Origin of the sequence: Sphaerospermopsis kisseleviana CS-549, from assembly GCF_028329225.1 — a bacterium.
GTDB classification, from domain to species: domain Bacteria; phylum Cyanobacteriota; class Cyanobacteriia; order Cyanobacteriales; family Nostocaceae; genus Sphaerospermopsis; species Sphaerospermopsis kisseleviana.
In genome coordinates, this window is record NZ_JAQMTI010000108.1 from 1 (window position 1) to 24273 (window position 24273).

The following is a 24273-nucleotide window of genomic DNA, read 5'->3' on the forward strand; positions in this document are numbered from 1 at the left end:
AAAGATACTCAATATCATCACTAATTTCTTTCAGTATCATTCCCATTTGATGAAATAAATCGTTCATTAACATAAAAACTCCGTGCAATCTCCTGTTAAATCGTGATTTATCTAACATATTTGGAATCAAACCATGTTCTTGCATATAAATACAAGCCTTACTATGGTTGCCATTAAAGTACATCGCTGCACATATAGCCGTTGTGATAATTTCTGCATCACTCATGACTCTACGACTATCTTCTTCATGTCCAATCGCTTTCAATAAGTCATCCGTGATAGCATAGATGGCAATTATTTCATTTAACATACACCCCTCCTTTTTTTCTGACTGGAGGGGATTTTATTACTTTATTCACCCACTGCCTTCACAAAGTACAGCCTTAGCGATCGCTCTTCCCCATAACTAGCAACTTGGGTTATTAATTCCTGAACCCAACATTTAGGCAAGATTGAAAGTAAAGCAGCGATAATCTTAGACTGCGATTTAATTGGCATTTCATCTAAAAAATACTGCCAATCAATATCATCTAAATGTTTATCTATCGCAAATACTGTTTTAACTATTTCCTGATGAGATTTCGTCTCGAAATTTTGCAGACTAAAATCTATATCTGTCATTTCCAATTCCTCTTTTACAACATCGCTTATATCATCCAAATTATTCCTTTTGCTATTATTACTATTTAATAGAGAAAGGAATATTTTTAACCATTGTTTCCAACCTCCTCCAAACTCAGTTGCTAATTTGGAAATATAACCCTGACTCATACCAGAAACTGCTGCTACAACTGGTTGAGTAATCTTTTGTCCCTGTAACCAAAGTTCTTTAACTGCTGTTTCAATTTTCCACCAAGATTTCTCATCTTTAGAACCAGCTTCAATTGTCATTTCTGCTGCTTGTATATATTTGATTTCATGTTCTAAAAAGCTCAAATCGTAATCAGCACAAAAATAAAAATTAAGTTCTGATTCCCGACGATTATTTACTCTTAATCTGCCAATAGCTTGGATAATTTCCGATTGCGTAACCCAATCAATAAATTTTTGTAAATCTTGATTGATTTTTGAGTAAGATAATGGTTTATTACTATTCCTATGATTGAGTTTTCCATCATCCCAGTTATGATAGTTAACTTGCTCATCAGTGGGTTTTAAAGTCAGATATAAGGTTTCTAAATGCCCGATATTCTGATAGGGAATCCCAAAAGTAGCTAAAGCTGTAATTTCTTGGAAATCATTAGAACCGCGACTGTCTCTAAACCAACCACCATCTTCATTTTCACAGCATTTCACAAAGTCAATAAATTTGATATCACTATGACGAGACAATAATTCTTGTCGGAGTGCGCTGACTCTTTCTTGACAGTAGGAAGAACGATTTTTTGAAACTTGTCCTAATCCTGTAATTTGGATAATTTGTAAATTATTAGGTTTCCTTATTTCTTGCTCTACAGTTAAAATTGCTTCTGGTTCAATATCAAACCACCAAGCTATATACTCAGGTTTTGTAGTAGCATCTAAGTAAACATTCCATAGTGTTGATTGACTAATTGCACTATGACGTGAATTACGAGTTGTCACGCTCAACTTACCATTATCAATCCGCATTGCGCCGGGAATTTTTCTACTCCAAACTTGTAAAAATGGTACAAACCAGTTAACTACTACTTCTGTTTGAATTTTATCCACTAATTCAGAAATAGGATTACCAAACTGTTTTCGCACTTTTTTGGGTAAATCACTTAAATCTACTCCATACCTACTGGTAGAGTTAAAAATCGGTAATAAATCTGGTTGTAAAATCTGCATTACTTCTGTAATGATTTCATCTAAATTTTCTGGTGCTTTACCCAACATTCCTCGGACACCAGCATCATTCCAACCGTAGTAAGGTTGTTGAATATCTCCTGTGATACATTCTCTTAAAACTGCCCACATTGGTTGTAATTGCAGACTGATTTCAGGAGAATGAGTCATTAACTCTGCCATTACTTGATCAATGTCCCGTAAATTGGCAGTGATAGTATTAACTGGTTGTACTGTTTGCATAACTTCATCCCAGAAAATACCGCTAGTTGACCAGTCGAAATCTTCTGGTTGGGGTGCGCTGTCGGGATGGGAACGAATGCGATCGCTCTTGAAAGTCTCTTTCCTTAAAAAACGATGTCCAAAACCGGGACCTGCACAACCACGACAAGCTTCTAGTAAATGACAAGTAGCACAGATGGGGTTTTCTGCACCTTCAATAGAGTCTAAATTCTTACTACGTAAAACATTAAAAATCTGACTACGATGGCAATTACCTTTTGTATCTGGTGTTTCTCCCTGTTTAGGCCATCTTAAATAGCGTTTCCCGTTAGGGGTAGTGTCCCAGACCATACCTGAATTACGTACATCCAGATATTCATAATTGCGTTCAATGGTTTCTGTACTCACATTGCGAGCATGACTGGTAAAATACCATAACTTTTCTACTCCCAAAGCTGTTGGTAAAGCTGTTCCTGCATCATGGCTTTTAAATGTACCGGTGGGACTTTTATCTAAAATGTGTTTCCACCCGGCTGCAATAGCTTCAGCGTAAACTTGCAAACGCTGACCTTTTTTGAAGATAATTTTCGGTGGTTGTTGTAAAGTGCCATATTTAGCGAACTTTCCAGGTTTGTACTCAATGACATTGCATGGTGCAATGGGTGAGGATAAACCTTGCTCATCTTCCGAAAGCAGTTGTTTTTCATCAGGTTGTGATGTAAAGGAATTGGGAACAATATCTCTTAAACTCTCTTTCCTTCGTGTCCTTTGTGTTCTTTGCGGTTCGTTTATCTGAAAATTACACTCATCTTGATCCAGAAGTTCTGTAACTCCCTGATCTGTGGAAAGTTCTGTTTTTCCATCTTCCCTGTACTCTGTTCTCCTATTCGTGATTCTGCTAAAACCATCATGATCAGCATTTAACCCAAAGGATGAAACAGAAAAATCACCTTTGAAAACACCATCACCTTGTAAAGCTGCGTCAAACCTCTTAACCTTGTCTTTTCTTTCTCCGTGTACTCTGTGCCTCTGTGGTTCGTATCTATCCGATACTCCCGAATTTTGTTGACCAAAACCATTTTTGGGACGATAACGCTCCACCATGCGCCCAAACCAGAGCTTTAGTTTGTAGAGCATTCCCCATTCTCTGTCTATCTGAGCCAGAGACTGTTGTACTTGTTCTGAACATCCAGCGAAAAACTCTTCTGGTGTCAAAAGAGGTAGGGGAGCAGTGTGCGGGGGACAGGGGGAAGGTATTGCTTCATTATTCCAACTCACCATTACCTGATATCCACCTTTACGGCAGTATTCAACGCCTTTTGCATACTGCTGAATTAAATCTAAATTGTCTGTAGAGTTGGGAGCAGGTTTTAGCGTGATCAACTTATCCTGCACCAACTGGAATGAACCTTGTTTGAGTAGTTTTCTGATTTGCTGATGGATATGATGACGATTCAGGTAAGCAGCCGTGCTAATTAGTTTAATCTCATCTTGCCGACCTACGGCCAGTAATTCGTCAATGTCTAATTGCTCTTTAGTTTCCAATTGTCCCCAGTCACCCACAGAGAGATGATATCTGCATTTACGGCACTGTTGCAGAGTATCTTCATTACCTTGGGCAATATGAGGATTGAGTATAGCACCAGCATCAGGCATCAAGCGAATTTTTTGGGGACGCAACCGCTTCAAGTAATCTTTGAGGGTTTTGTTACCATAGCGTGCGGCCACTGCTGTACCAATGACGGCAATATCAGTTTGTCCAGAACGCCACAAAAACACGGCGGTGAGTAGAGACTTGAGTGCGCCTTCGCAAAGAATTACTACTTTTGCCCTTTTACTGTTTGGGTGTTTCCAGCAAAACAGAGGTAGTTCCCCATTTGGTAAATGTGGTCCGTTTCCTCCTTGGTTGGAACTACTCAACCAGATGTATTTGGGTTTGGTTTGCAGAGTAGCAATTTGAAAACCGGTGATTTGAAAATTGGGGTCAAGGGCTGCGATCGCAATTCCTTCTCTCCCCAATAGTCTACCTTCAAGTGACACCCCAGCCAAAGCAGATGTTACCCCCACCGGGGCAGATAATCCTGGTTCCCAGCTTCTCACCCAACCTAAGTCTTTGAGCCAGTTAATTTCCTGAGTAGTCAACTGTCGTTGTGTTTGCAGGTGGGAGATATGTTGAGTACCCAAACTACTCACAGTGGAGTTTAAAAGTAATCGGTTTTGCCTGTTCCGTTCCTCAATACTCAACCCCTTGTTTATCTTTCTGCTACCAGCCCGACTTTGAGGCGAAGACAGACGCTCACCCTGGATTTGACCACTTTTATCATCTGGGACAAATAAACCGCCCATATCGTTACGCAGGAGCTTGATAAAGCGATAACCAGCAGGGGCATCATATTGGCTGAAACTCCGCAAGCACTCAATTAAGTTATCTGAGCGAATAGCGCAACCGTGATGGTTGCCACAGACAGGACAAGGATTGCGTTTGGTGGTGTATTGACGTTTCATGGCAGCGCACTCAAAACCAGGTGAGTAGTCCCCGCAGGGCTGAAATAGATGTTCTGACTAGGATACAACCCCGTTTTGAGTAGTTTTTTTCCGGCCATATCTATATAATGTGCAGGTTTTATTAAATTTGAGTTGTAATTTCCTGAAAGCTTTATGGGGTAAGGGTTTACTCAAAAATCAATTATCACAAGGGGGGGAGTTAATTATCACAGGTGGGGGACATAATGAGTAGTCGAAAATTGCCCCTTTTTTATTGTCAATAAGGGTGAGTAGTTATTATTTTTGAACATAATATCAATGGTTTTGAGATTTTTTATTCTCAATAAGCTGGATGTTTATCACGAGTGGGGGATATGGCGATCGCTTTTTACGGTGCTGTTCGTGATAGTTCCTTGAGGGGGAGTTATTGAGTAGTTGAAAATTACCCCTTTTTTATTGTCAATAAGGGTGAGTAGTTTTTATTTGTGAACGTAATATCAATGGTTGTGAGCTTTGTTGTTGTCAGTAAGCTGGATATTTATCGCAGGTGGGGGGTGTGGCGATCGCCCTTATTCTTCCTCAAGAGCGATCGCCCTATCACACTTCATCAAACGTTATATTTGCTCAACATCAAATCGGTATAATCGGTTGTACAATCTCTCCCATGTATGACGATACCTGCCGATACCTTGCCGAACACTTCTCCGCCGACTTCGCCAGTTGGCTGTTAGGGAAGTCTGTCACAATGACAGAACTCAAACCCTCTGAACTCTCCCTCGATCCGATTCGCGCCGATGCCCTAATTTTACTGGAATCAGACGAATCTGTTTTGCATATCGAGTTCCAAACACTTCCCAAAAACAATATTCCATTCCGTGTTTTGGATTACCGCGTGCGAATGTACCGCAAAGATCCAACTAAACCGATGCGGCAAGTTGTGATTTATCTGAAGCAGACTACCTCAGAGTTAGTTTATCAAACCAGTTTCACAATGGAACGCACACACCATGAATTTGATGTCATTCGTTTGTGGGAGCAACCTGCTTCACTATTTTTGCAATATCCTGGACTATTGCCCTTTGCTACACTGGGACAGACTGCCAATCCAGCAGAGACCTTACGCCAGGCAACTAAAATTGCCGATCAGATTGAAGATCCAGCGATACAGGCGAATCTGATAGCAGCCTCAGCAATTCTGGCTGGGTTAAGATTAGAGCAAGACGTAATTTATAGTTTAGTGCGGAGAGACATCATGCAAGAATCTGTGATTTACCGTTCGATTCAGGAAGAAGCAGGGGCAAAAAAACAGAGAGAAATTGCCAATAATTTACTAAGAGAAGGTTTAGCGATTGAGATGGTTGCCCGTGTAACAGGCTTATCGCTCAAAGAAGTCCAACAAATTCAACAACAACTGAATGAGTCTCCACAGAATTAGTCCTAACTGTATGGTTATAGCAGCCTAACAAATCGGTTGCAGTACACTGACAAGAAAAGATGTTTATCTTTGATGATAAAGCGATTGCCTTTGGCACTGCGCTCCGCGCAATCGCTTCTTATGGTGGTGTTAGTGGTAATTCCTTGAGGGGACTTAGTGAGTGGTTTAAAATTGCATAGCAATATCGCATCTGTCAATTCAAAGGTAGTGTCTTTACCTATACCTAAATACTTGTAGGCAGCTTGACAAAATTCTTCTAAGAAAGTACGTTTCATATTGGCGAGTAAAACTAGGTGATTCTTCTCTTAGCTTCTGCCAAAAAGAGACTGTATTCAATCAGACTCCCTTTTTTTCTTGAACATCACCGATTTAGTCTAAACTTAAATTCTATTAATCTCCTAATTCTTGTTCTTTTTTATTAAATTCATTACTTTGATTGTATTCCATTAATGCTATCAATTTAAACTTTTCTAACTCTGCCTCTGTTAATTGATTTGTAGTAACTTGAAATTGGGCATAATTTGTTTTTTTAGTAGCATTTAAAGCAACTTCGTTTTCAAAATATAAATGTTGCTTCCTTTTCAAAATTAAAATTTGCTCCTCTGTAGGTGTAACTTGTAGTGAAGCAGTAAATTCATCCGATTGATAAACTCTCATTTCTCCATATTCACTATCTTCTAATAAACTTCCTTCGTTCATTAACCTTGCCATTATCAGAGGAATAACATACAACATAATATCTTCCTCATATATTTTTGCTTGGTTTTCTTCTTGTTCATCTTCTAAAACTATGATCGAATCATAATTGATTTGAGTGAAATTATCTTGTTTTTCCGTTGTTTTATTTACAGTTAAATCATCTACGAAAGTTATTGGTGATTCAGGAATAAACTCTGGATTTTCTAACTGGATTTCGTCTGGTTCAAATTCTATTAAAATGGATTCTTCTACTGTTCTTCCATAATTAAGACTAGCAATAATAGATGCCAATGTTTTGATAGCATCGTTTTGTTCTTCAATACTCACTGTTTCTGTTACTGGAATAGATTCTGATTCATCGTAACCAACATATTCAAGAAGTTGGCTTAACATATAAGCAGTTTTAGTAGGTGAAATATCAGGTGATATTTTATTTGATTCTTCAGTGAGTATAGCTAGGGGGTTATTTGTCATAAATTTATGCTAATGAATTGATTAGGTGGGTTGTTATAGCAGAAGGCAATAGTGAAATACCTTATTATTTTTATGTTTCCATAATTGATAATGTCTTAATTACCTTGGCTACAGCTATAGTTTAAAGATGTATTGTAAAAAACGCAATCTGAAATTGAAGTTTAGTTTACATACTTTGGTGTTTTGTGCAAATAAAAAAAATTGAATTTGATAAATATAGGACTTACGCAAGATTAACATATTTTCGTCATTACGACCACTCCGAAGCAATCTCAAAGTCATATTTTTCGTACCCTGTGCGTAAGTCCTAAAATATTAAACTTGAAGATACTGATTTTTGACAGATGCTAAAGATTGATTGATGTTTTGATTTATCTCCTCAAATACATCAATAACTTCAGCCGATACTTTACTCTCTTTGATTTGTCCTAATTGAATATCTAGTAAAACAGTTCCATCTTTTTTATTAATCCTTAAATCCTTTTGGGAATTATTGATGGTAATTAAGTATTCTTTACCTTGTACTATAATTTCCCCGTTTTCTTGCCGACTGCCAAATACATCTCCTATTCGTTGAGCGATTTGTGTGATGCGATTAATAGAATGTAATTCTTGAAAATCATTATTCATTGCTAAACGTGCTTTATCTGTTAATCCTCTACCTGATTTAAACTCATTACCAACTTCGGCAATTCGCTGAATATATTCTGCTGACTTACCTAATTTTTGTGCAGTTAAATACCAAGTTCTTAATTGTTCTATAGTTGTTTCTTCATGGTGAAGACTGGTATCAGCAGCCTCTTTTTGAACAATGTTTGATGAGGAAATAGGTGTAGAGTTGGGCGAATTTATTTTGTTAGATGACTCTACAGATAATGGTTGTGTAGGTACTGGGGAAGATACTGCTGAAGCTGTTTGTGTAACAGATTGTGGTTGTTGGTTAGTAAGCGTAGTATCTTGTTCTAGCTTGACTGCGCGTGTGTACCCATCATTTACAGCTTCCAACTTATACCCCTGTGTTTCTAAATATTGTTTTACCAGTTGGTCAGTACCAGCAGAATTACCCACTACAAAGGAACTTTTGGAGGCGATCGCCTGATCAATCAGTGGTACATAATGTTTATTGAAGGTGTCCAAAATTTGTTGTTGAGTAACACCCCTCCAAGGCCCAGAACCTGAAACCATAATTGTGTCATTGGCTGAGTACACACCTGTATTTGCCTTTTTCCCCCAAGCTTGTTGATAATTACGGGTGCTAGAAGCTGTGTCAGGTGGTGCAGCAGATATACCAATAAATTGAGTAGCTACTTCAGCCATTGCCACATCTTTTTGCATATGCGTTGCTACAGAAGCATTTAGGGGTTGGAGATTAGTAAGTGGGTTTGAACTTTTGGGGGAACTAATAATTTCTTGGACAGAATCTCTAGGTTGCGGTGTAGTAACTGTTTTTACATCTTCCTTGGATGGCAATTCTGGCGATGCTTGAGTAATAGTCTGAGAATTTTCCAACACCCTGGAATATCCCTCTATCAAAGCGCGAATAAATGGAGATTCTTTACCCTTGCCTTCCCAGTAGTTATCTCTGGCAGAAGTGACATAGTGAGTACAGTTTTCCAACCATTCCATTCCTCCCCTTTGGGTGATAGCTGCAAACAACTTGGGGTGTTGTTCTAACTTAGCTTGAATGATTTCTGCCATTAACTGTATTCGTGGTTCTCCCAAAGGTACTGTAGTTTTGTAGTGTTGATAAGCTTGTTCAGCAGAGACAAAAGGAACTCCAGCAGGTTTATCTTGGGTATAAGTTTCTGGTCCATATTTACCGGCGGTTACTGCGGCGTTATCACGGAAAGACACAGGGTAATCCCGTTGGATTTTGCCTAATTCCTTAGCTTTAACAGTAGGATTAGTCATAGCCGCACCTAGAGGGTCAGAACTTCTCGAACCGATATTTACTGGAGAAGTAATAACAGTTGCTGGGGGTTTAGCTGTAGATAAAGGTGGTATAGCGGGTGTAATTAACGACTTCTCAAGTTTTGCGCTGGGAAAAGGTACGATTTTACCGTTGACATAATCTCCCAGTGGTTCTGTATGCAGTCCCCACACTTCAGGTTTATCCCTAAAACTGGCCAATTCTCGACTGCTGTGTTTTTCCATTGCTGCCCATTGTTGCTGATATGCTGAATCTGCAATCATTTCTGGGGTGATGCGGTATTGTTTACCGACGCGAAAGGCAACTTGTTGGGAATTAGATATAGCGATCGCACTATTAGACCTACCGGAAGCGATCGCTATATCCCCCTCTTTAAACCCATAAGCTTTATACGGTTCATAAGTTCTGGTTGTATGACATCTACCATATCCGCGCATAGCTTCAATAGTAGTGCTGATGGGTAAAGGATTGGGTTCACCGTGCATTTTCAACGGAAACACCATTTGCACAGGTTTACCCGAAATCACAACATCTTTTTCTTCGGGTTTGGATACGATGGTGTCATTAACAGTTAATACCTCAGCTACTGCGGATATCTGTTGCTGATTTTCAGAAATTAAAATTGTTTCTTTGGGTGTAACTGTAACAGGAATTGTTGTTGTAATTGATTCCTGAAGTTTATCTATTTGTTCACCTATTATATATGGTCTATTAGGAAGAGAATTAAGACGTTGACTGTAAGCACTATCTGTCCCATCAGCACTTAATATTTCTCCAAACTTTGCTTTCAAAGCATCTAAATCATCATTTATAATTGTATTGCTAACCAAGTAAAATACAGACATACCTTTTTTAGTCTCTAGCGGTACATCTTGTCCAGGTAAAATATTAAATTCAATATTTTTAGCTTGCAACCAATTTTGTACTAATTCTGTTTTATGGTTATCTACCGTCATCCCTATTAAACCAAGTACCTGATCTTCCTTAGCGGAAAATAAGATTGTGGGACGCTTTTTGATTTTCTCCAGTAACAAACCACTATTTTCCACCATTATCTCTTGTTTCGTTACTGTATTTAATTGAGAGTTATCCTGAAAAGCTTGAGCTTCCTTTGTCCAAATTTCTGGATATTGTACTGTACTGGGTTCAATATTAATAAAAGTGTGAGAAAAATTGCTTTGTAAAGAACAATTAACAGAACCTTGTTGACCGTGTTTAAGTAATCCTAAACTTTGTAGTGCTTCCTTATCTTTTTTATAGTGCAGAACTCCTAATAACTCTCCATCAAGAAAAACAGCATCTCTATTTTTACTGGTTGGTACTTCTAAACTAACGCTTTTATATTCTTCTCCAGTAAAAACTTGACCTTTGAAATCATAAACATTAATCTTATTAATTTTTAATAAATTCCCATGAGGTGATTCAGCAATAATAAAACCACCTTCATTTTGACTATCACCAATAGATTTTAATTTAAGTTGTAGCGGATTACCATTAGATAAATAATTTATCTTTCTTAATTCTTGAATTGAATCAGCATCCAGTTCTCCTAATGTTTGACCATCCAATTTAATTTTAGCTGTGTTAACAGGAATGGGTAAATTACCAATAGTGAGTGTAACTGCTTCACCATTGAAAGTCTTACCTGCGTGAGAAAATTTACTAATTTCTCTGATAGTAATGTTGATTGGTGATTGTGATGGTAAATTAATAGTTGCTGTAGCTGTATAAGCTTCACCTGGTTTAATATATGCTTGTGCTTGAGTACCAATTGGTAACTGGCCTGTTCTTTGTTCCAAAACAGCAAATTCTTTGTATTCTCCATCATTATCTTTGACAAAAACCAATCTAGAATTATGTCTTTCATGTCCTGGAGAATAGCGACTAGCGCGTATTTCTATCTCATATTTTTCTTGTGGATTCCATTCTTTGCCAATAAAATTATCTCCTTCCTTACCAATTCCTAAAACCTTGAGTTGTGAAAATTGTAACTCATCTAATTGACCAACTATTTCTTTACCAAAAGTTGCAAATACAAAATTAGAAACCTTCTTTCGAGAATTGAAACTAGAATTATCACCTTGTTCTAATTCATCTTGTCGGGAAGCTGATATACTCCACGTTGCAGCTGCAACTGCTAATTTTTGGTCTTCAGGAAATAAATTATAGAAATTTTCAGCAACAGCATAAGCTTCTTGAAACAGTAACTTGATTTGACTTTCTCTCAATTCAGGTTTAAGTTCAACTAATGTCGCTCCCTGAGTAGTCATTCCCGGTTTTAAATTATAGTCAATTACAGATTGTTGACTAACTGTTCCCAACTTCTCATATTTAGCTTCTCCATTTTCTGTTTCTCCATCAATTTGTGCTATTGCTAATAAATTATGGGGACGTTGCGAAGACCGATATTTTTCTGGTATTTCTTCTAAACGGATGTTGAGTGTTGAACCTTTCCAAATTCCCGGATGTTCGTAGCGAGTGAGATTAGTAATGGTGATTTCTGTACCACTGCTTGTTTTAACAACAGCATAAGAACCTTGTTCAGTTTCTCGACGTTTATTTAATCTGGTAGCAGCATTAAATTTTTCATCAAATTCTTGCTTATTTAAAATAGCTTGAAATTTTTGCTGAGGAGTAAATTCTACACCTTTAAATAAATCTTGAAATTGGATAATAGGACGTGATTCTAAAGGAGATGATTCAAAGTATTTATTAACTTGGTTAATTAGTAACTCCACTGGTGAATATCCAGTAGTATTAATACCTTCATTCAAGTAAGCAGATGAAGATTTTTTATCTTTAATATAATTAACATCTCGATAAAGATAGCGTTTGTTTTCAGCTATTACCTCCATATCAGGCTTTTTGGCACTTTTGAATAAATCCACCGCAATTTGATTTTGGAAACAAGCTTCCTCAATCATTTGTCGGTACATATTCTGGTTAACTAACATTGCCTGTTCTATTACTTCAGGACTTTTATCTTGAACGGATGCTAGTTTAAGAAACTCTTGCATCTGTTCTCTGTACTCTTGCCTAATTTTTTGAGAATTAGTTTTATCACTTTCTAAATGGAATAATTTTTTATAATGATTAGCAACTTGGTTTAAATATTCGGTTTGTTGTTGGTAATTACCATAGTTGATTAAAATTTCTATTTCTGATTCTAAAGCTTCCAATGCTGTCACATGATTATTGATAATACCAACACTGATACCATCACTCATGTGAATAGCGATTTCTTCAAATTCAGGTTGTGTACCATCTTCTCTGTAAAAAGATTGCTTTTTCAGTTTAACTGTGGGATCATAAGCATTTTCAGGCAAGTTTTTATATTCGGCTTCGGCAGTAAAATTAGGATATTTATTTGCTAACTCTACACCAATACAGTCACCATCAAAATCTCGACCTTGACGTTCTGATTCTGTTTCTATTGGGTCTAATTCTTCAGTTTCAATACCTTGTGCTTTTAGGGCTTCAATTCTAGCTTGGATGCGTTTGTGGTCTTCATCGTTGACCACGATAATTCCTTCTAGTGGGTTGCCATCTGGTCCCAGGTAATCTTCAACCTGTTTGTTGATAGAAACACACAAACCATTGGCATTTAAAAAAGGTGAGCGAAAATTCAGGATTTTTTCACCTTCTATCATCCAAGGGACACAAATTTCACCATTTTTAAGTTCTTTGGAGGGAATAATCATTCCCCGGTCAAAGGTAAGAACACGACCAAGGGCAATATCTCGCCATTCATTTTGTACAAATCGCGTAAGTTCTTGTTTAACTTTCTCAGTTTCTAAAAGTTGAGCATGACCAAGTAAATCTGCTTTGATAATTTTGTACATCAACAAATCATCTTGTTGAGATTCACTATCTTCTTGTAAATCATCTGAATTAGGATTATCGTTATATAATTCTACTGGTTTATCTGGCGTTTCATTCTCTAATTGTTCTGGTTTTTGTTGTCCAATAAATGCTTTACGTTTTTCGTATTTTTCGCAATATAGCTGTGCGACTTTTCTAGGGTCTTTCTGAATTTCTGCAAGTTCTTGTGCTTGCTTTTCTAATTCTTCCGCAAAGTCTTTTATACCTTGAGGGAAAGAAGCTAGTAGTTGAGAAATGGCAGTTTTACCTTTTTGAGACTGTGATTTTTCACCCAACCAAATAGTTTGATTATATAAACCTGGTTTGATTTGCGGTTTAATTGGTGTGGATGGGTTATCTTTATCCGTTCCCTTAAAGCTAGATATGGGGATGATGAGGTCAATTTTGGGTGTATTTTTCACCCACGGTAATCTTTCTAGTTTATGAGGGCGAAGTGTGCCTTTACCAAAACGGTATTTAGTGTCTTCTCCATCAGTTTCTCTCCAGCCAAAGCGGTGTTGTATTACACGGAAGCTTTTATCTTTTTGTTCGTTTCTTTTAGTTATTTTGTCATATAGTTCAGTTGAAATTTGCCCGTAGCAGTCACCTACAGATTTATATGCCACATCATTTGGTAAAATCCCTCCATTTTCTCCATTAGCGTCATCTACTACTAAAATATTGAGTCTTTCATGGATGGCATTTTTGCATGATCCTAAAAAAATAGAACCGTAAGCACCACGGTCTTTTCTATCTGGACAAAGTTTTTCAATAATCTCTAAACATTCTGGTGAACCGTAGAGTAGCCTAGTTTTGGATGAAAACAGTAACACATCGCCATTTGGGTGGTTTTTTAAGTCTTCTGCGGTGCAGTGTTCATCCATTTGTCCAAAGGAAAAATCTCTCTCTGGTAAGAAGAATTCTAAAAGTGTATTATCTAGTTTTTCAGTTAAAATTGAATCAGAGTTTTTGGCATTACCATCTGTATGAATCCACTGGTTTAATCGAGTATCAAAATGTTTAAATTCTAATGTCATGATTTGATTTGTTTATCATTTACAATAGATTGTTTGTTGGAGTTATTAGATATGTCACGATTACAGCGTTGGTTAAATATGTATCTAGAGAAAGTCAATCCTGACGGTACTTTAAAATCTAAATACATTGAGCAATTGCATTCTTATGGATTTGATAATGATTATATTACTGAACATGGGCAAGGATTTAAATCTGAATATGAACAACTTAAACAATTAGATGAAACTGACCCTGAATCTGGGATAAATTATACTGCCTACGATTTCTTTACAGAAGAAGAAAAGCAGCAATTTAATGTTGATGGTTCTTTGAAACCAGAGTATGTGAAATATGCTCATAGTATTGGTATCAGTGCTGAATCATTAGCAGAAATGGAAAGCCGTAAAAAAATTGAAGTTGATAATTACAATGAATTGTCGGCTCGATATGCGGAACAGGGCATAAATTTTGGTGAACAGCAAATGCAAGCAATTATTTCAAACAACAAAACCTATTTACAAAGGAGGAAGCAGATGGAAATAGATTTGCGTAATTTTGAAGATGTTGATACCTTGCCTTTTGAACCAGAAACACGGTATTGAAATTTGCCAATTTGGTAATTTATACATCACTGTTACAGGATGTCACAAGGAACAGGTGACAGGTGACAGTGTGAAAAGTCTTTTGTTATTTGGGTTTTATCATCAATTGATTGATGTCCTAACATGGGCGATCGCTATAACTACTAATAGTTTCCTCAGATTTGATTCTAAAAGTTATTTCACTGATGTTGCTAGTAAAAAAAAGTAGAATTGGAGGTAGTTTTTGTTTGTTGCTTTATATCGTTTGATATAAATCAAAACCATTTTTGATATAACTGTCTTTACTCCAATTCTCTGTTATTTTCTTGTTCTTCTTGTCGGTTGTGGGTTAACAGTAGCATTTTCAGTCTTTCCAATATCATCAAATCTTCATCTGTCAACCCTTTATCTTTACCTTTAGCGTCATCATAGAGGTAAATTTCTGCAATTTCTTCCCCATTTTTGCGTTTTAGTTTGAGAATGTCTTTCTCTAGTTGAAGGTCGTAGTATTTTCCTGAATATGTTTCTGGTTGTCCTGCTTGTTGCCAAAAAAACCTGATAGTTGGGCTGATGCTGTTAGCGTGATTTTGTGAGCGATTAACCGATTGGTGTGCGCTCAACAAAGGTGTGTTGGAAGGTATTGCATTACTTTCCTGACCGGAATCTGGGTTGTCTACAGAAACCTTGCTTCTATTCTTAGTGTCCAGAGTATTTTTTGCAGGTTTACTAGAAGCGATCGCTGAAAGCCGGTGTTTAGCCACAACTTGGCGTTCCGTTATTATCTCCGTTACTGCATTTTGAGCGATCGCCTCCGGCAGTGCGCTCCGCGCGATCGCTAGATGTGGGCGTTTCGCCATTACTGTTTGCGTAGCGTTCTGTAAGGAAGGTGGTTGTTCTCCTGTCGCTTCTGTTACTGCATTTTGACTATTCGCCTCCTCAACTTCGATTAGTGCTTGACTACCCTCATTTGTATTATTTTTAGCCTCTGGTGTAGTAATAGCTTGATGTAATTCTGATTGTGATATGTCTGCTGTGAGGGAACTGATTACCTCCGGTAGTTCTAGTGAAGATTTCTGCACCGCACTAATTTCTGAAGTAGTTTCTTGTTTATGCGTAGTTTTATAGGTTAATGGTATTTCTTCCTCTGGGGACAATATTGTTACCGTTGTTTCTATAGCAGGTGTTGGCATTTCAACCTGTTTTTTGCCCTGACAAGAATATATTGCTGGTAAGTCCCGTTCAGGGTTATAAGATACACCTCGTTTTTTCTGAAGTCCTGGAAAGCTGTATGCTGACCCTAATTTATACCCACCAACTTTGACACCATTCATCTCGAAAGCGATCGCCTCTTTAAACAAACCCTCGGTACTAAACTGAGGATGAACCACAACACCTTGTTGCTGAAGTCTCTGTATCAATTGGGTAACATTTGGTTGGTCCTTCGTAGCTTCATCAATGATGTCAGCTAACAGTTGGGTAATAGGTGGTTGATTGGAAGAGTGGTGTTTCTGTTTTTGCGTTTGGGCGTGGCGATCGCTAATAGTTGTTTCAATTCCAATTTTCTCTACTGTTTTAGCCACCCTATCACTACTACAAGACACCTCTTCCAAACCGTACTCTTTCTCCAATTGTCGTAATATCACCTCACTGCGGCGATAATCCCAGGAATCTGGTACAACTGAGCCATTCATACGGATACGCGAAGCAATGATATGAATGTGTTCGTGGTTGGTGTCATGGTGACGAGCAACAACGTACTGGCTTTGATTTAATTCCTCTCCCAAGAATTTCATGGCCTTGAGCCAATGCTGGGCAATTTTTGTGTATTGCTCATCCTCCAAATGTTCATGATATTCCCCTTTGTTATGGCATACATCACGGTGAGGAATAGAAAGAATGACATGAGCGCAAGCACGTTGGAGATTGGGGCGAAATCTTCTGGCTGCACCAAATTCTCTAGTTAGTTGTATGGGTGTAGTTCCACCCATATTGCTGTCGATCATAGTGGCTTTCTCCTTACCCAGCACATATTCTAGGGTTGAGCGAAAGCTGTGATTTTTAAACTGCTTGCCAATCAAAGGGGACTCCTCTCAGCAATGTCTACGACGGGTTATTTAGGGGTTAGCTGAATACTTTGTTGGGATATTAAGCTTCTCCGGTCTAAAGACACGGAGATTTCTGAAGAGTCCATAAACGAACTTTCTTAGGCTGGCTTAAACAGCCTCTACTGATTCCGCTAAGATCAACTCCTAGCATTACCGCTACTTTTCTCAAAATATTAGCAGCACCATTGCAGTCCGCATTAATTTTGAATCCATCAGAAGTTTTATACACTCCACGACTAACTCGTTTACCACTTGCTTTCCACCCTTCGGGTTTTTCACCGAATTTAGGTATGTTGTCGCAATCAAGAAACGATGATTGAGAAGTATATGATTCTTCTGTTTCTATAAAATCTATTCCGTATTGTTTACATAATTGAGTAAGACGGTCTTTTAATCTTGCTGTGGGAATTTGGACAAACTTCTGATTGTTTTTAGACCCCAAATCAATACTATCTTTTTGTCCTTTATTCCATCCAAAAACAATAGTACCAATCTTGTTTTCAATGCAGCGGTTAATGACTATTCTTGCAGCTTTGTTAACTGCATCACGCATTTGTCGGTTTCTTTTTTCGGTAATAGCAGCTAATCTGTTAGACCAAAAGCCCTGCGGTTTATCACTTTTAAGTTTAGCTACTGATTTGTTGTACCACTGGTTTAAACTTTTTAAATGAAGTCCATCAACAATAAATGATGTTCCTAGATTAGAAACACAGGTTAGCCAGTTATTCAAACCGTGGTCAATCCCCAAAACATTATTTTTATCAACATCAGATTTTACTTCATCTACCTGATAGACAAATTCTGCATAAAATTGTCTATTTCTAGGTAGAATGCGTACTTCTCTGATTGACTTGAAATCAAGGTTGGATGGCATTGGTAGATAAAAACAATCTATGTCAAACCATGCCTTAACTTTTATTCCCAAAGGAAACCTAATCATCCCATCAATTAACTTTAATGACCTGCCTGTAAAAGTAGCTACAGCCATAACACTTTTGCGGTAATTGGGTAATTTTGGTTTCTGGGAAACCTCACCCTTTTTCGCAGCTTTTACTAACCCAATGTACGATTTAAAAGATTCAGCTACACTGGTTAGTATTTGCTGGGAGGTATCAGAATACAATGCCTGATAATGAATGTTTTTCTGATAAGTTCCTAGTTGTTTATGCAAATCTGCTCTACTGGGAATATGTCCAGTTTTAAAGTACATCTGCCTAGAATAGTAAACGCCACAATTTATTAGCTTTTTAGCTTCTGTGCAGACGTACTCCAAGATTGCTGTTGTTGATTTATCGGACTTAATGAGAACTTGTTGGCATCCGTACATTGTTCGACCTTCAATGTTTGTTGATTTCAAAAGTATAGTTGAGATATGATTTACTTGTCAATAGCAGCCACGAAACAACATGAAGACAACGCTGGAATACAGAATAGGAAATCATTCAAAAGGCAATGCAGTAGTGCATCTTGTGTGGATACCCAAACGACGAAAAAAGGTGTTAACTGGAGAGATAGCCAAACGTCTTCGACAGATAATTTACGAACTAGCCAAAGAAAAAGACTGGGACATACTCGCTCTTGAAGTTGCCCCAGACCATGTTCATTTATTTGTAGAACATCAACCAGACGTTGCTATAAATCAAGTGGTTAAAGCTTTTAAAGGACGGTCATCTTGCTTGTTAAGGCGAGAATTTCCTGAATTACTTAAACTTCCTAGTTTATGGACTAATAGTTATTTTTATTCTACTGCTGGACAAGTTTCAGCAGACGTTATCAAAAGGTATATCGAAGATCCGCATCACGGTTAAATATCAAGGCGTTCGCGATAGCGTGCCGGAGGCTCTATAAATTCGCCGTTGGCACTTCCTCCACTGTCTAAAGCCAAGTGGCTTCCGTGCCTTTCGGCGATTTTCTTGTGATTTGGGAAAATGTGGTGAATTTTAGAGCGATCGCAACTGGCACAGCGATCGCCTTCGGCAGTACGCGAAGCGCAATCGCCTTCGTGATCCATCAAATAATTTCTTCTGATTCATCAACTGTCACCCCGCACTCCAGCAATTGCATTTGTGTTTCCTTGATGGATGCACGCAGGGATTTCACTAAGTTTTGCAGCTGCTCAACATCAAAATTTACAGCTTGTCCTGTTTTTGATGCGTTAGTTGCTGCTGTAGCTATTTGGTTAAGATTCACCCCAATAGCATTTAGTTCTGTGTACAACTTCCAATTTAACTCAGGGGGAGGGGGCAATTCCACAACACGCCGTCGAAGTGCGGCACGTCGAATAAATTCTGTGATACTCACTCTGCCTTCTTTTGCTTTTTGTTTAAGTTGCTCGTACTCATCAGCAGCAAAACGAATAGGAAATACAATTTTTTTAGCAACTCCATTAGTTACCTTAGTTTTGTTGGACTTCATGGCTTTCTCCAAAAAACTGTTTCAGAAGAAAAATGTTGTAGTTAGGCTATTTTTTAAATGTCATATGCTCCTAGAGCGTATAAACAAAACATGGCTTGCGTTTCACCGGGAATTTACACTGTTAAATAAATAGTAGCATCTGATACTTTGATGGTAGTTGTCAAAACTCTTGTCCAGCAGTCAATTCAGTCCTGTACTGATAAAGTCAGCATAAAAAACAGAATTGCCTACACTTGCCTACACTTGCCCACTTTTGCCTACACTTGCCTACAATTTTTGATCCAAAAATCTGCTTTTAGTTTATTTGTACTAAGATTTTATCTGTAAATTGCCTACACTTGCCTACACTTGCCCACTTTTGCCTACACTTGCCCATATCTAAAAAATTGAGTAATTTGGCGATTATCGTCATACATTTTACTACTTTTGTAATACAAAATTGATGAATCGGGTTTAAGAATTTGCCTTTATGAATTTTTCTCTGTTCAAACATATTTTTAGCATAATACTTAGATGAGGTTTCACTAAAACAAAAATATATCAAAAATTATATCTTGCTTATATCATTTGTTGCTTTTCAATTCATTGCTAGTTATTGCAATATAGTTATTATCCTTTATAAATTTGTGTTCCAGCCAGCAACAAAACTTTTGTTGTTTGTACTAATAGTTATGTAGATATTAATCCTTTATCAATAAATAGAGGCAATATATGACAAGGCAAAAAATTTTAGACAAGAGACTGAGATTTCAATTTCGAGAAAATACTTCAGATGGAATTTTGTTGAATTATTTGCTCAACCATTCCTATAAAAATATTGATGAATTAGTATGGCAAGCAGTACGAATATGTTTTATGCCATTAGCCTATATCAATGTAGATGGAGTAGATGATGATTTATTAAAGGAAGTAACTTTATCATCATTGATCGATTGTTTAAAGCATTGGGATTATATTCAAATTAAGTTAAATTTAAATTTATCCTTAGCTAAAATAATTCTTCAAGGGATGGACAATTTTAGTACCACTTTGACTACAAACGATTCTGTAATAAAACAGAATTATGCTAGTTATCAAAGCCCAATAGAACAAAGAATTCCTAATAAAACGACAGTCACTCAATCTCCAGAAACTAACCAACAAGATGATATTTGGGATGAAGATGTAGAAGTACAGATGGAATTAACAGATGAACAAACGGCTATTAGACAGGATATCCGTTCATTATTTGGATAAACACCATAAATAAGTAAAACCTAATTTTAGGATCATAATTAACGAAATTAAATCACAAAGAATATATTTCGGTTCATTGATGGAAAAAGGAGTAATAACATGACTAAAACCACAAATAGTGTAATTCCAGATTTGACACTGGCTATAGATTTAGGTGGTTCTCAAACCAAAGCAATTGCAAGTGTATTTAATAAAAATGACTTTCCTATGTTGCTTTGTATGGAACCAGAAATAGCAGATGTATCTGTTGTTTCAGTAGAGAACTATGAAAAAACAAAATCTGGAGAAACAGATCCAGAGAACACCTGCTGGGTGGGTATTGGTGAAGAATATTATGCTGTTGGTTTCCTTGCGAGAAACAAATATGGTGGTAATTCCTTACTCAAGCAGTTAAAAGAAGAAAATGCAGTACCAAAAATTTGTGGTGTTTTGTGGGTTGTGAGTCAGAAATTAAAACTGATGAATAAATTCACGGTTTCACTCGCTGTTTTACTACCACCTTCAGAGTATCAAGATAAGGAGCGACTTGAAACTAAATTAAAACAGGTTTTAAAACGTTTTAATACACCTACTGGTGAAATCAGAGTCAAGTTGGTAGACTTGAATGTTGTTCCCGAAGGAGTTGGTATTTATCTACATCGTCGCAATATTTTGGGGAAAAACATTAAAAATTGCAACCTTGCGGTAGCAATGTTGGGATATCGCAATGCTTCTGTACAAATATCTAATAAAGGTGCAGTAACTCCAGGGGTATCAAATGCCTTTGGGATGTCATGGATGTTGGATGATTTTGTTAGACGTTGTAGTGGTTTGTCAAAAGATGATCCTTATCTTATAGCGACAGTAGTAGCAGCAGGATCTGAATGTAAACCAGAAGTTTTAGCTACTTTATCACGACGTAAAAGTGAAGTTGAGGTTTTAGCAGAAGGCCAAGATATGTCTTTTGCCCTCCAAATTAGTCGGGATGAATATTTTCGAGCATTAGTACGCTGGTTATTGCAAGAAATACCCCGTGATATTGATGAATTAATTTTATGTGGTGGTACTGCGGAGTATCTTAGATCAGAATTAGAGGCATATTACAGTAATGTGAAATTGATTTGGAATGGTGGTGTAGAAATTCCTCCAGCACTCGATAAAGTAGGGATGGGTGTGCGATTAGCAGATGTATGGGCTTTGTATCAAGTATTGTTTGGTAGTGCGAATTTAACTACTAAAAATAGTAATACTCCAACTAATAATTCTGGTTCTACTGTTTCAGGGAACAAGGTTGTTAATCTGCCTTCACCAAAGCCAAAGGGATTTTTGGAAATGCCAGATAGACTTTGAATTTGTTAATGAAATAGAGTTTTTTAACTGGTAGGTAATTGTAATGATTGAACCTCTAAAAATTAAGAGAGGCGATCTGCGGTGGGTGTAGCGATTGCCTTTGGCAGTGCGCTACGTGCGATCGCCTAATACAACTCCTCCCTTTCTATCAAATATTTCTGCTATTCTTCTACGGAATTTGGTTTATTTTGTAACCATTGTTCTAGATCAGCTATTGTTGAGAAATCCAAAAGTGCTTCCCCCAGTAATTCTAACTGTTCAACAGATAGTTGATGAATTTGCTCAATTAAGCTGGATGCAATTACACCAAATCGCCGATTAAGTTGTCGTATAATTAACCGTTCTTCACCTTGTTGTATTCCTTGCTGTTCACCGCGTTCCATAGCCAGTTTTTCTGTTGGGCTAACTAAGGGCATTTTTCTTTCCTCCTCCAAACGTTTAATTTTAGTGATTAATCCTTCTTGTAAATGCTTAGGTAAAGTCATCATTGTATCAATGATTTTGAATAGCTTAACTATTTGTTCTTTTGTTAACCCTCGCTCGTAAAGTTCTCTAATTAACTTCCATTTACACGCTTCCCGTTCAGCAAAATTACTGATTGTGGATTTAGTCTTCAAGTGTGCCATCGTAATGATAGCAAAGGGATTGTTACTAGATTCTAGCTCATTCCAACGCGATTCGTAATCAAGGAGTTTAGCAGTAGGAAATTTGACGTGAGTTTCACCATCTCCAATAGAATAATGATAACAATCAGGTCGCCAATTGGGTCTATCATCACCTAAAATCGCTAGGCTAAGTACCTTGTTATGGTAAAGATCAAAAGCGCGATAGTGGTAAATAAACATTCGTTCTGCGAAATCAACATCATAATGACTTTGAACTTCAACGTGAATCAAAATCCATATCTGTTGTTTATCTAACAACCAAACTTTATAAAGTTTATCCGCAATGCGTTTTTCTGTTTCTGATGAAGCTGTAATCTCTTGAAGTTCTTTGTCAAGGGGTTGAGGGGATTCTTTCCAATCAATTAATTCATGGATTTGAGGAAAGAAAAAGAATAAGAAGCTTTCAAAATATTCATTTAATGCTTCTTTCCATGATTCATCATAGTTAGCTGTTAATTCAGTCATTTTTTAGTAGATGAGCATGATAAAAAATATTATATACAAATTTTTGTCTGTTTATAATTTTTTTATAATAAATATGATTTAGAAAATGCTCTAACTTTCAATAATCTCAAAGATTGTTCCACAACGCTGGCACATAAAAGAATTATCCCACTTTTTATAAAGTCTAGGGTATTTACGTGAGTATAAAATGTTTTTTCTTACTGCCCAAAATAGGTAGATTGGGAAAAATACAAACATTAACAATTCAATTAGAACTAAGGCATTAAAAATACCACATACTATAATACCTATCCAGGTAAGAAAAATGATTTTAAGAATTAAAATAATATTTGATTTTGGTTTTTCTGGTGGTGCTGCTATCTTGCCTAGTGATGTAGTATTAGTTTCATTTTTATAAGCAGCAGCAGATTTTGAACCTATAGAACCTCTGACTGTGCTAGTGCTATGGGTGACATTTTCTTGATAAACTAGGGATAATTTACGAGAGTTATTACTTTGGCATTTAGGGCAAATAATTAGCATAGTTATCCAGATGATATTTACAGCAGTTTGTATTTTGATGAATTGCATTTCTATGCTGGTTTTCAATCATTAAATGATATGGACTAGATTTGATAATGCTATAAATTTATTCAAACTGTATGATTTTATCCCTGGAGTGAATTTAATTCTTGAATATGCGAATCTAATATTCCCTAGTATAGACATAACAAATATTATTGTCAATGAAAAGAACTCTTTCCCCAGGCGTTCTTTATAAGTTTGTAGTGATTCAGTTATTTAGGGAAAGATTAAAGGTTAATTTTTTATTCTCCTTTCTTTCCCTGTAATAATGAAATCTGCTAAGGATTGACACCTAAACCATAAATTAAAATTGAAAAATTCTATGGTTTAGGTTTTTGATTATCTTTGTTTGTTCACGCAGCAGCTTTTTCAGGTGATTTGTGTTTGCGTGTAGAAGTAGTTTTTGGAGTAGGGGTTGTATTATTCTTTTTTGGTCTTCCTCTGCGTTTTGGTTCTGATTTAATTTCTTTTGCAGGTGGTAAAAGTTTTAGTGTAGGAACAGGAAAAGGAATGGTTTCACTTTTCATGGTTTCGTCAGATGAAATATCATTTTCTAATTTCATGTTCCAAGGGTCAGGTAATGGTTGAACAATAACTGGTTTATTGACTTTAGGAATTGATATTGATATGTTGTCCGGTATAACTGATGTTGTAGCTTGTATTAATTGAAAAATCCCAGCAATAAAATCTATAAACATCGCTACAAAGAAAGTAACACAGATAGCTTCTATCATTAAAGTAAGTACAGATTGCATAATTATCTCCTGAAATACAGTGAATTTTGATTTTCATGATTTTCACAAATGTTTCGCGTAGCGATATATCAATATTGTCACTATATTAAAGCAGTATTTATATGTCGTTAGTTAGGCTTTTTTGATGTATATGTAAAACTTAATTCTGTGTTCACTGTTTCTTCTTTTAACTATAAAATTTATTTTGCACAACTACTTATGTAATGTTTTTAAAGTATTCATTATGT

General features: G+C 36.8%; 16 protein-coding genes and 1 pseudogene. 6 read left to right on the top strand and 11 right to left on the bottom strand.

What is annotated here, in order from left to right:
* A pseudogene (locus PN497_RS08690) lies at positions 1 to 310 on the bottom strand (IS982 family transposase); the annotation flags it as partial.
* A gap of 41 nt (positions 311 to 351) precedes the next feature.
* Positions 352 to 4536 (bottom strand): hypothetical protein, encoded by a 4185-nt coding sequence (locus tag PN497_RS08695; protein ID WP_242027294.1) that lies wholly within the window; start codon positions 4534 to 4536, stop codon positions 352 to 354.
* A 643-nt stretch (positions 4537 to 5179) separates the two neighbouring features.
* Between PN497_RS08695 and PN497_RS08700 the strand changes: the two genes are divergently transcribed.
* On the top strand, positions 5180 to 5950 hold the full coding sequence (locus tag PN497_RS08700; protein ID WP_096573076.1) for an Rpn family recombination-promoting nuclease/putative transposase: 771 nt from the start codon (positions 5180 to 5182) through the stop codon (positions 5948 to 5950).
* A 14-nt stretch (positions 5951 to 5964) separates the two neighbouring features.
* On the opposite strand, the gene PN497_RS08705 is transcribed toward PN497_RS08700, so the two are convergent.
* From PN497_RS08705 to PN497_RS08715, 3 genes are all read right to left on the bottom strand, one after another.
* Complete coding sequence (locus tag PN497_RS08705) at positions 5965 to 6225, bottom strand: hypothetical protein (protein ID WP_096573075.1); 261 nt, start codon at positions 6223 to 6225, stop codon at positions 5965 to 5967.
* Positions 6226 to 6340: 115 nt separating this feature from the next.
* Entirely contained in the window at positions 6341 to 7123 is a 783-nt protein-coding gene (locus tag PN497_RS08710) for a hypothetical protein (RefSeq protein WP_096573074.1), read from the bottom strand.
* A gap of 315 nt (positions 7124 to 7438) precedes the next feature.
* Positions 7439 to 13951, bottom strand: coding sequence for a hypothetical protein (locus tag PN497_RS08715; protein ID WP_096573073.1), 6513 nt, complete (start codon positions 13949 to 13951; stop codon positions 7439 to 7441).
* A 51-nt stretch (positions 13952 to 14002) separates the two neighbouring features.
* Here PN497_RS08715 and PN497_RS08720 point away from each other — a divergent pair, with 51 nt between their 5' ends.
* The gene (locus PN497_RS08720; RefSeq protein ID WP_096573072.1) at positions 14003 to 14533 is read left to right on the top strand and encodes a hypothetical protein; all 531 of its coding nucleotides are present in this window, start codon (positions 14003 to 14005) and stop codon (positions 14531 to 14533) included.
* The gene (locus PN497_RS08725; protein ID WP_137667661.1) at positions 14511 to 14741 is read left to right on the top strand and encodes a hypothetical protein; all 231 of its coding nucleotides are present in this window, start codon (positions 14511 to 14513) and stop codon (positions 14739 to 14741) included. The genes PN497_RS08720 and PN497_RS08725 overlap by 23 nt, the downstream gene beginning before the upstream one ends.
* A 73-nt stretch (positions 14742 to 14814) precedes the next feature.
* On the opposite strand, the gene PN497_RS08730 is transcribed toward PN497_RS08725, so the two are convergent.
* Positions 14815 to 16539 carry a relaxase/mobilization nuclease domain-containing protein gene (locus PN497_RS08730; protein WP_443096395.1) on the bottom strand — a complete coding sequence of 575 codons (1725 nt, stop codon included), beginning with the start codon at positions 16537 to 16539 and terminating at the stop codon, positions 14815 to 14817.
* A gap of 133 nt (positions 16540 to 16672) precedes the next feature.
* The gene (locus PN497_RS08735; protein WP_096573070.1) at positions 16673 to 17944 is read right to left on the bottom strand and encodes an RNA-guided endonuclease InsQ/TnpB family protein; all 1272 of its coding nucleotides are present in this window, start codon (positions 17942 to 17944) and stop codon (positions 16673 to 16675) included.
* Between the two features lie 79 nt (positions 17945 to 18023).
* Between PN497_RS08735 and tnpA the strand changes: the two genes are divergently transcribed.
* A complete protein-coding gene (gene tnpA, locus PN497_RS08740; RefSeq protein ID WP_096573069.1) occupies positions 18024 to 18425 on the top strand; it encodes an IS200/IS605 family transposase in 402 nt (133 codons plus the stop codon).
* 202 nt (positions 18426 to 18627) lie between these two features.
* Here tnpA and PN497_RS08745 read toward each other — a convergent pair whose 3' ends face one another.
* Positions 18628 to 19032: a plasmid mobilization protein gene (locus PN497_RS08745; RefSeq protein ID WP_096573067.1), complete on the bottom strand. Its 405-nt coding sequence runs from the start codon at positions 19030 to 19032 to the stop codon at positions 18628 to 18630.
* 711 nt (positions 19033 to 19743) lie between these two features.
* Between PN497_RS08745 and PN497_RS08750 the strand changes: the two genes are divergently transcribed.
* Positions 19744 to 20268 (top strand): hypothetical protein, encoded by a 525-nt coding sequence (locus PN497_RS08750; RefSeq protein ID WP_096573065.1) that lies wholly within the window; start codon positions 19744 to 19746, stop codon positions 20266 to 20268.
* A 99-nt stretch (positions 20269 to 20367) separates the two neighbouring features.
* Positions 20368 to 21597, top strand: a complete 1230-nt coding sequence (locus PN497_RS08755) for a ParM/StbA family protein (RefSeq protein ID WP_096573064.1) — start codon at positions 20368 to 20370, stop codon at positions 21595 to 21597.
* A gap of 161 nt (positions 21598 to 21758) precedes the next feature.
* Here the strand turns inward: PN497_RS08755 and PN497_RS08760 are convergent, their stop codons facing one another.
* The 3 genes from PN497_RS08760 to PN497_RS08770 form a co-directional block, all read right to left on the bottom strand.
* Positions 21759 to 22727, bottom strand: coding sequence for a DUF4351 domain-containing protein (locus PN497_RS08760; RefSeq protein WP_096573063.1), 969 nt, complete (start codon positions 22725 to 22727; stop codon positions 21759 to 21761).
* Between the two features lie 90 nt (positions 22728 to 22817).
* Complete coding sequence (locus PN497_RS08765) at positions 22818 to 23249, bottom strand: hypothetical protein (protein WP_096573106.1); 432 nt, start codon at positions 23247 to 23249, stop codon at positions 22818 to 22820.
* 395 nt (positions 23250 to 23644) lie between these two features.
* Positions 23645 to 24046, bottom strand: coding sequence for a DNA-binding protein (locus PN497_RS08770; RefSeq protein WP_096573062.1), 402 nt, complete (start codon positions 24044 to 24046; stop codon positions 23645 to 23647).
* Positions 24047 to 24273: the final 227 nt, after the last annotated feature.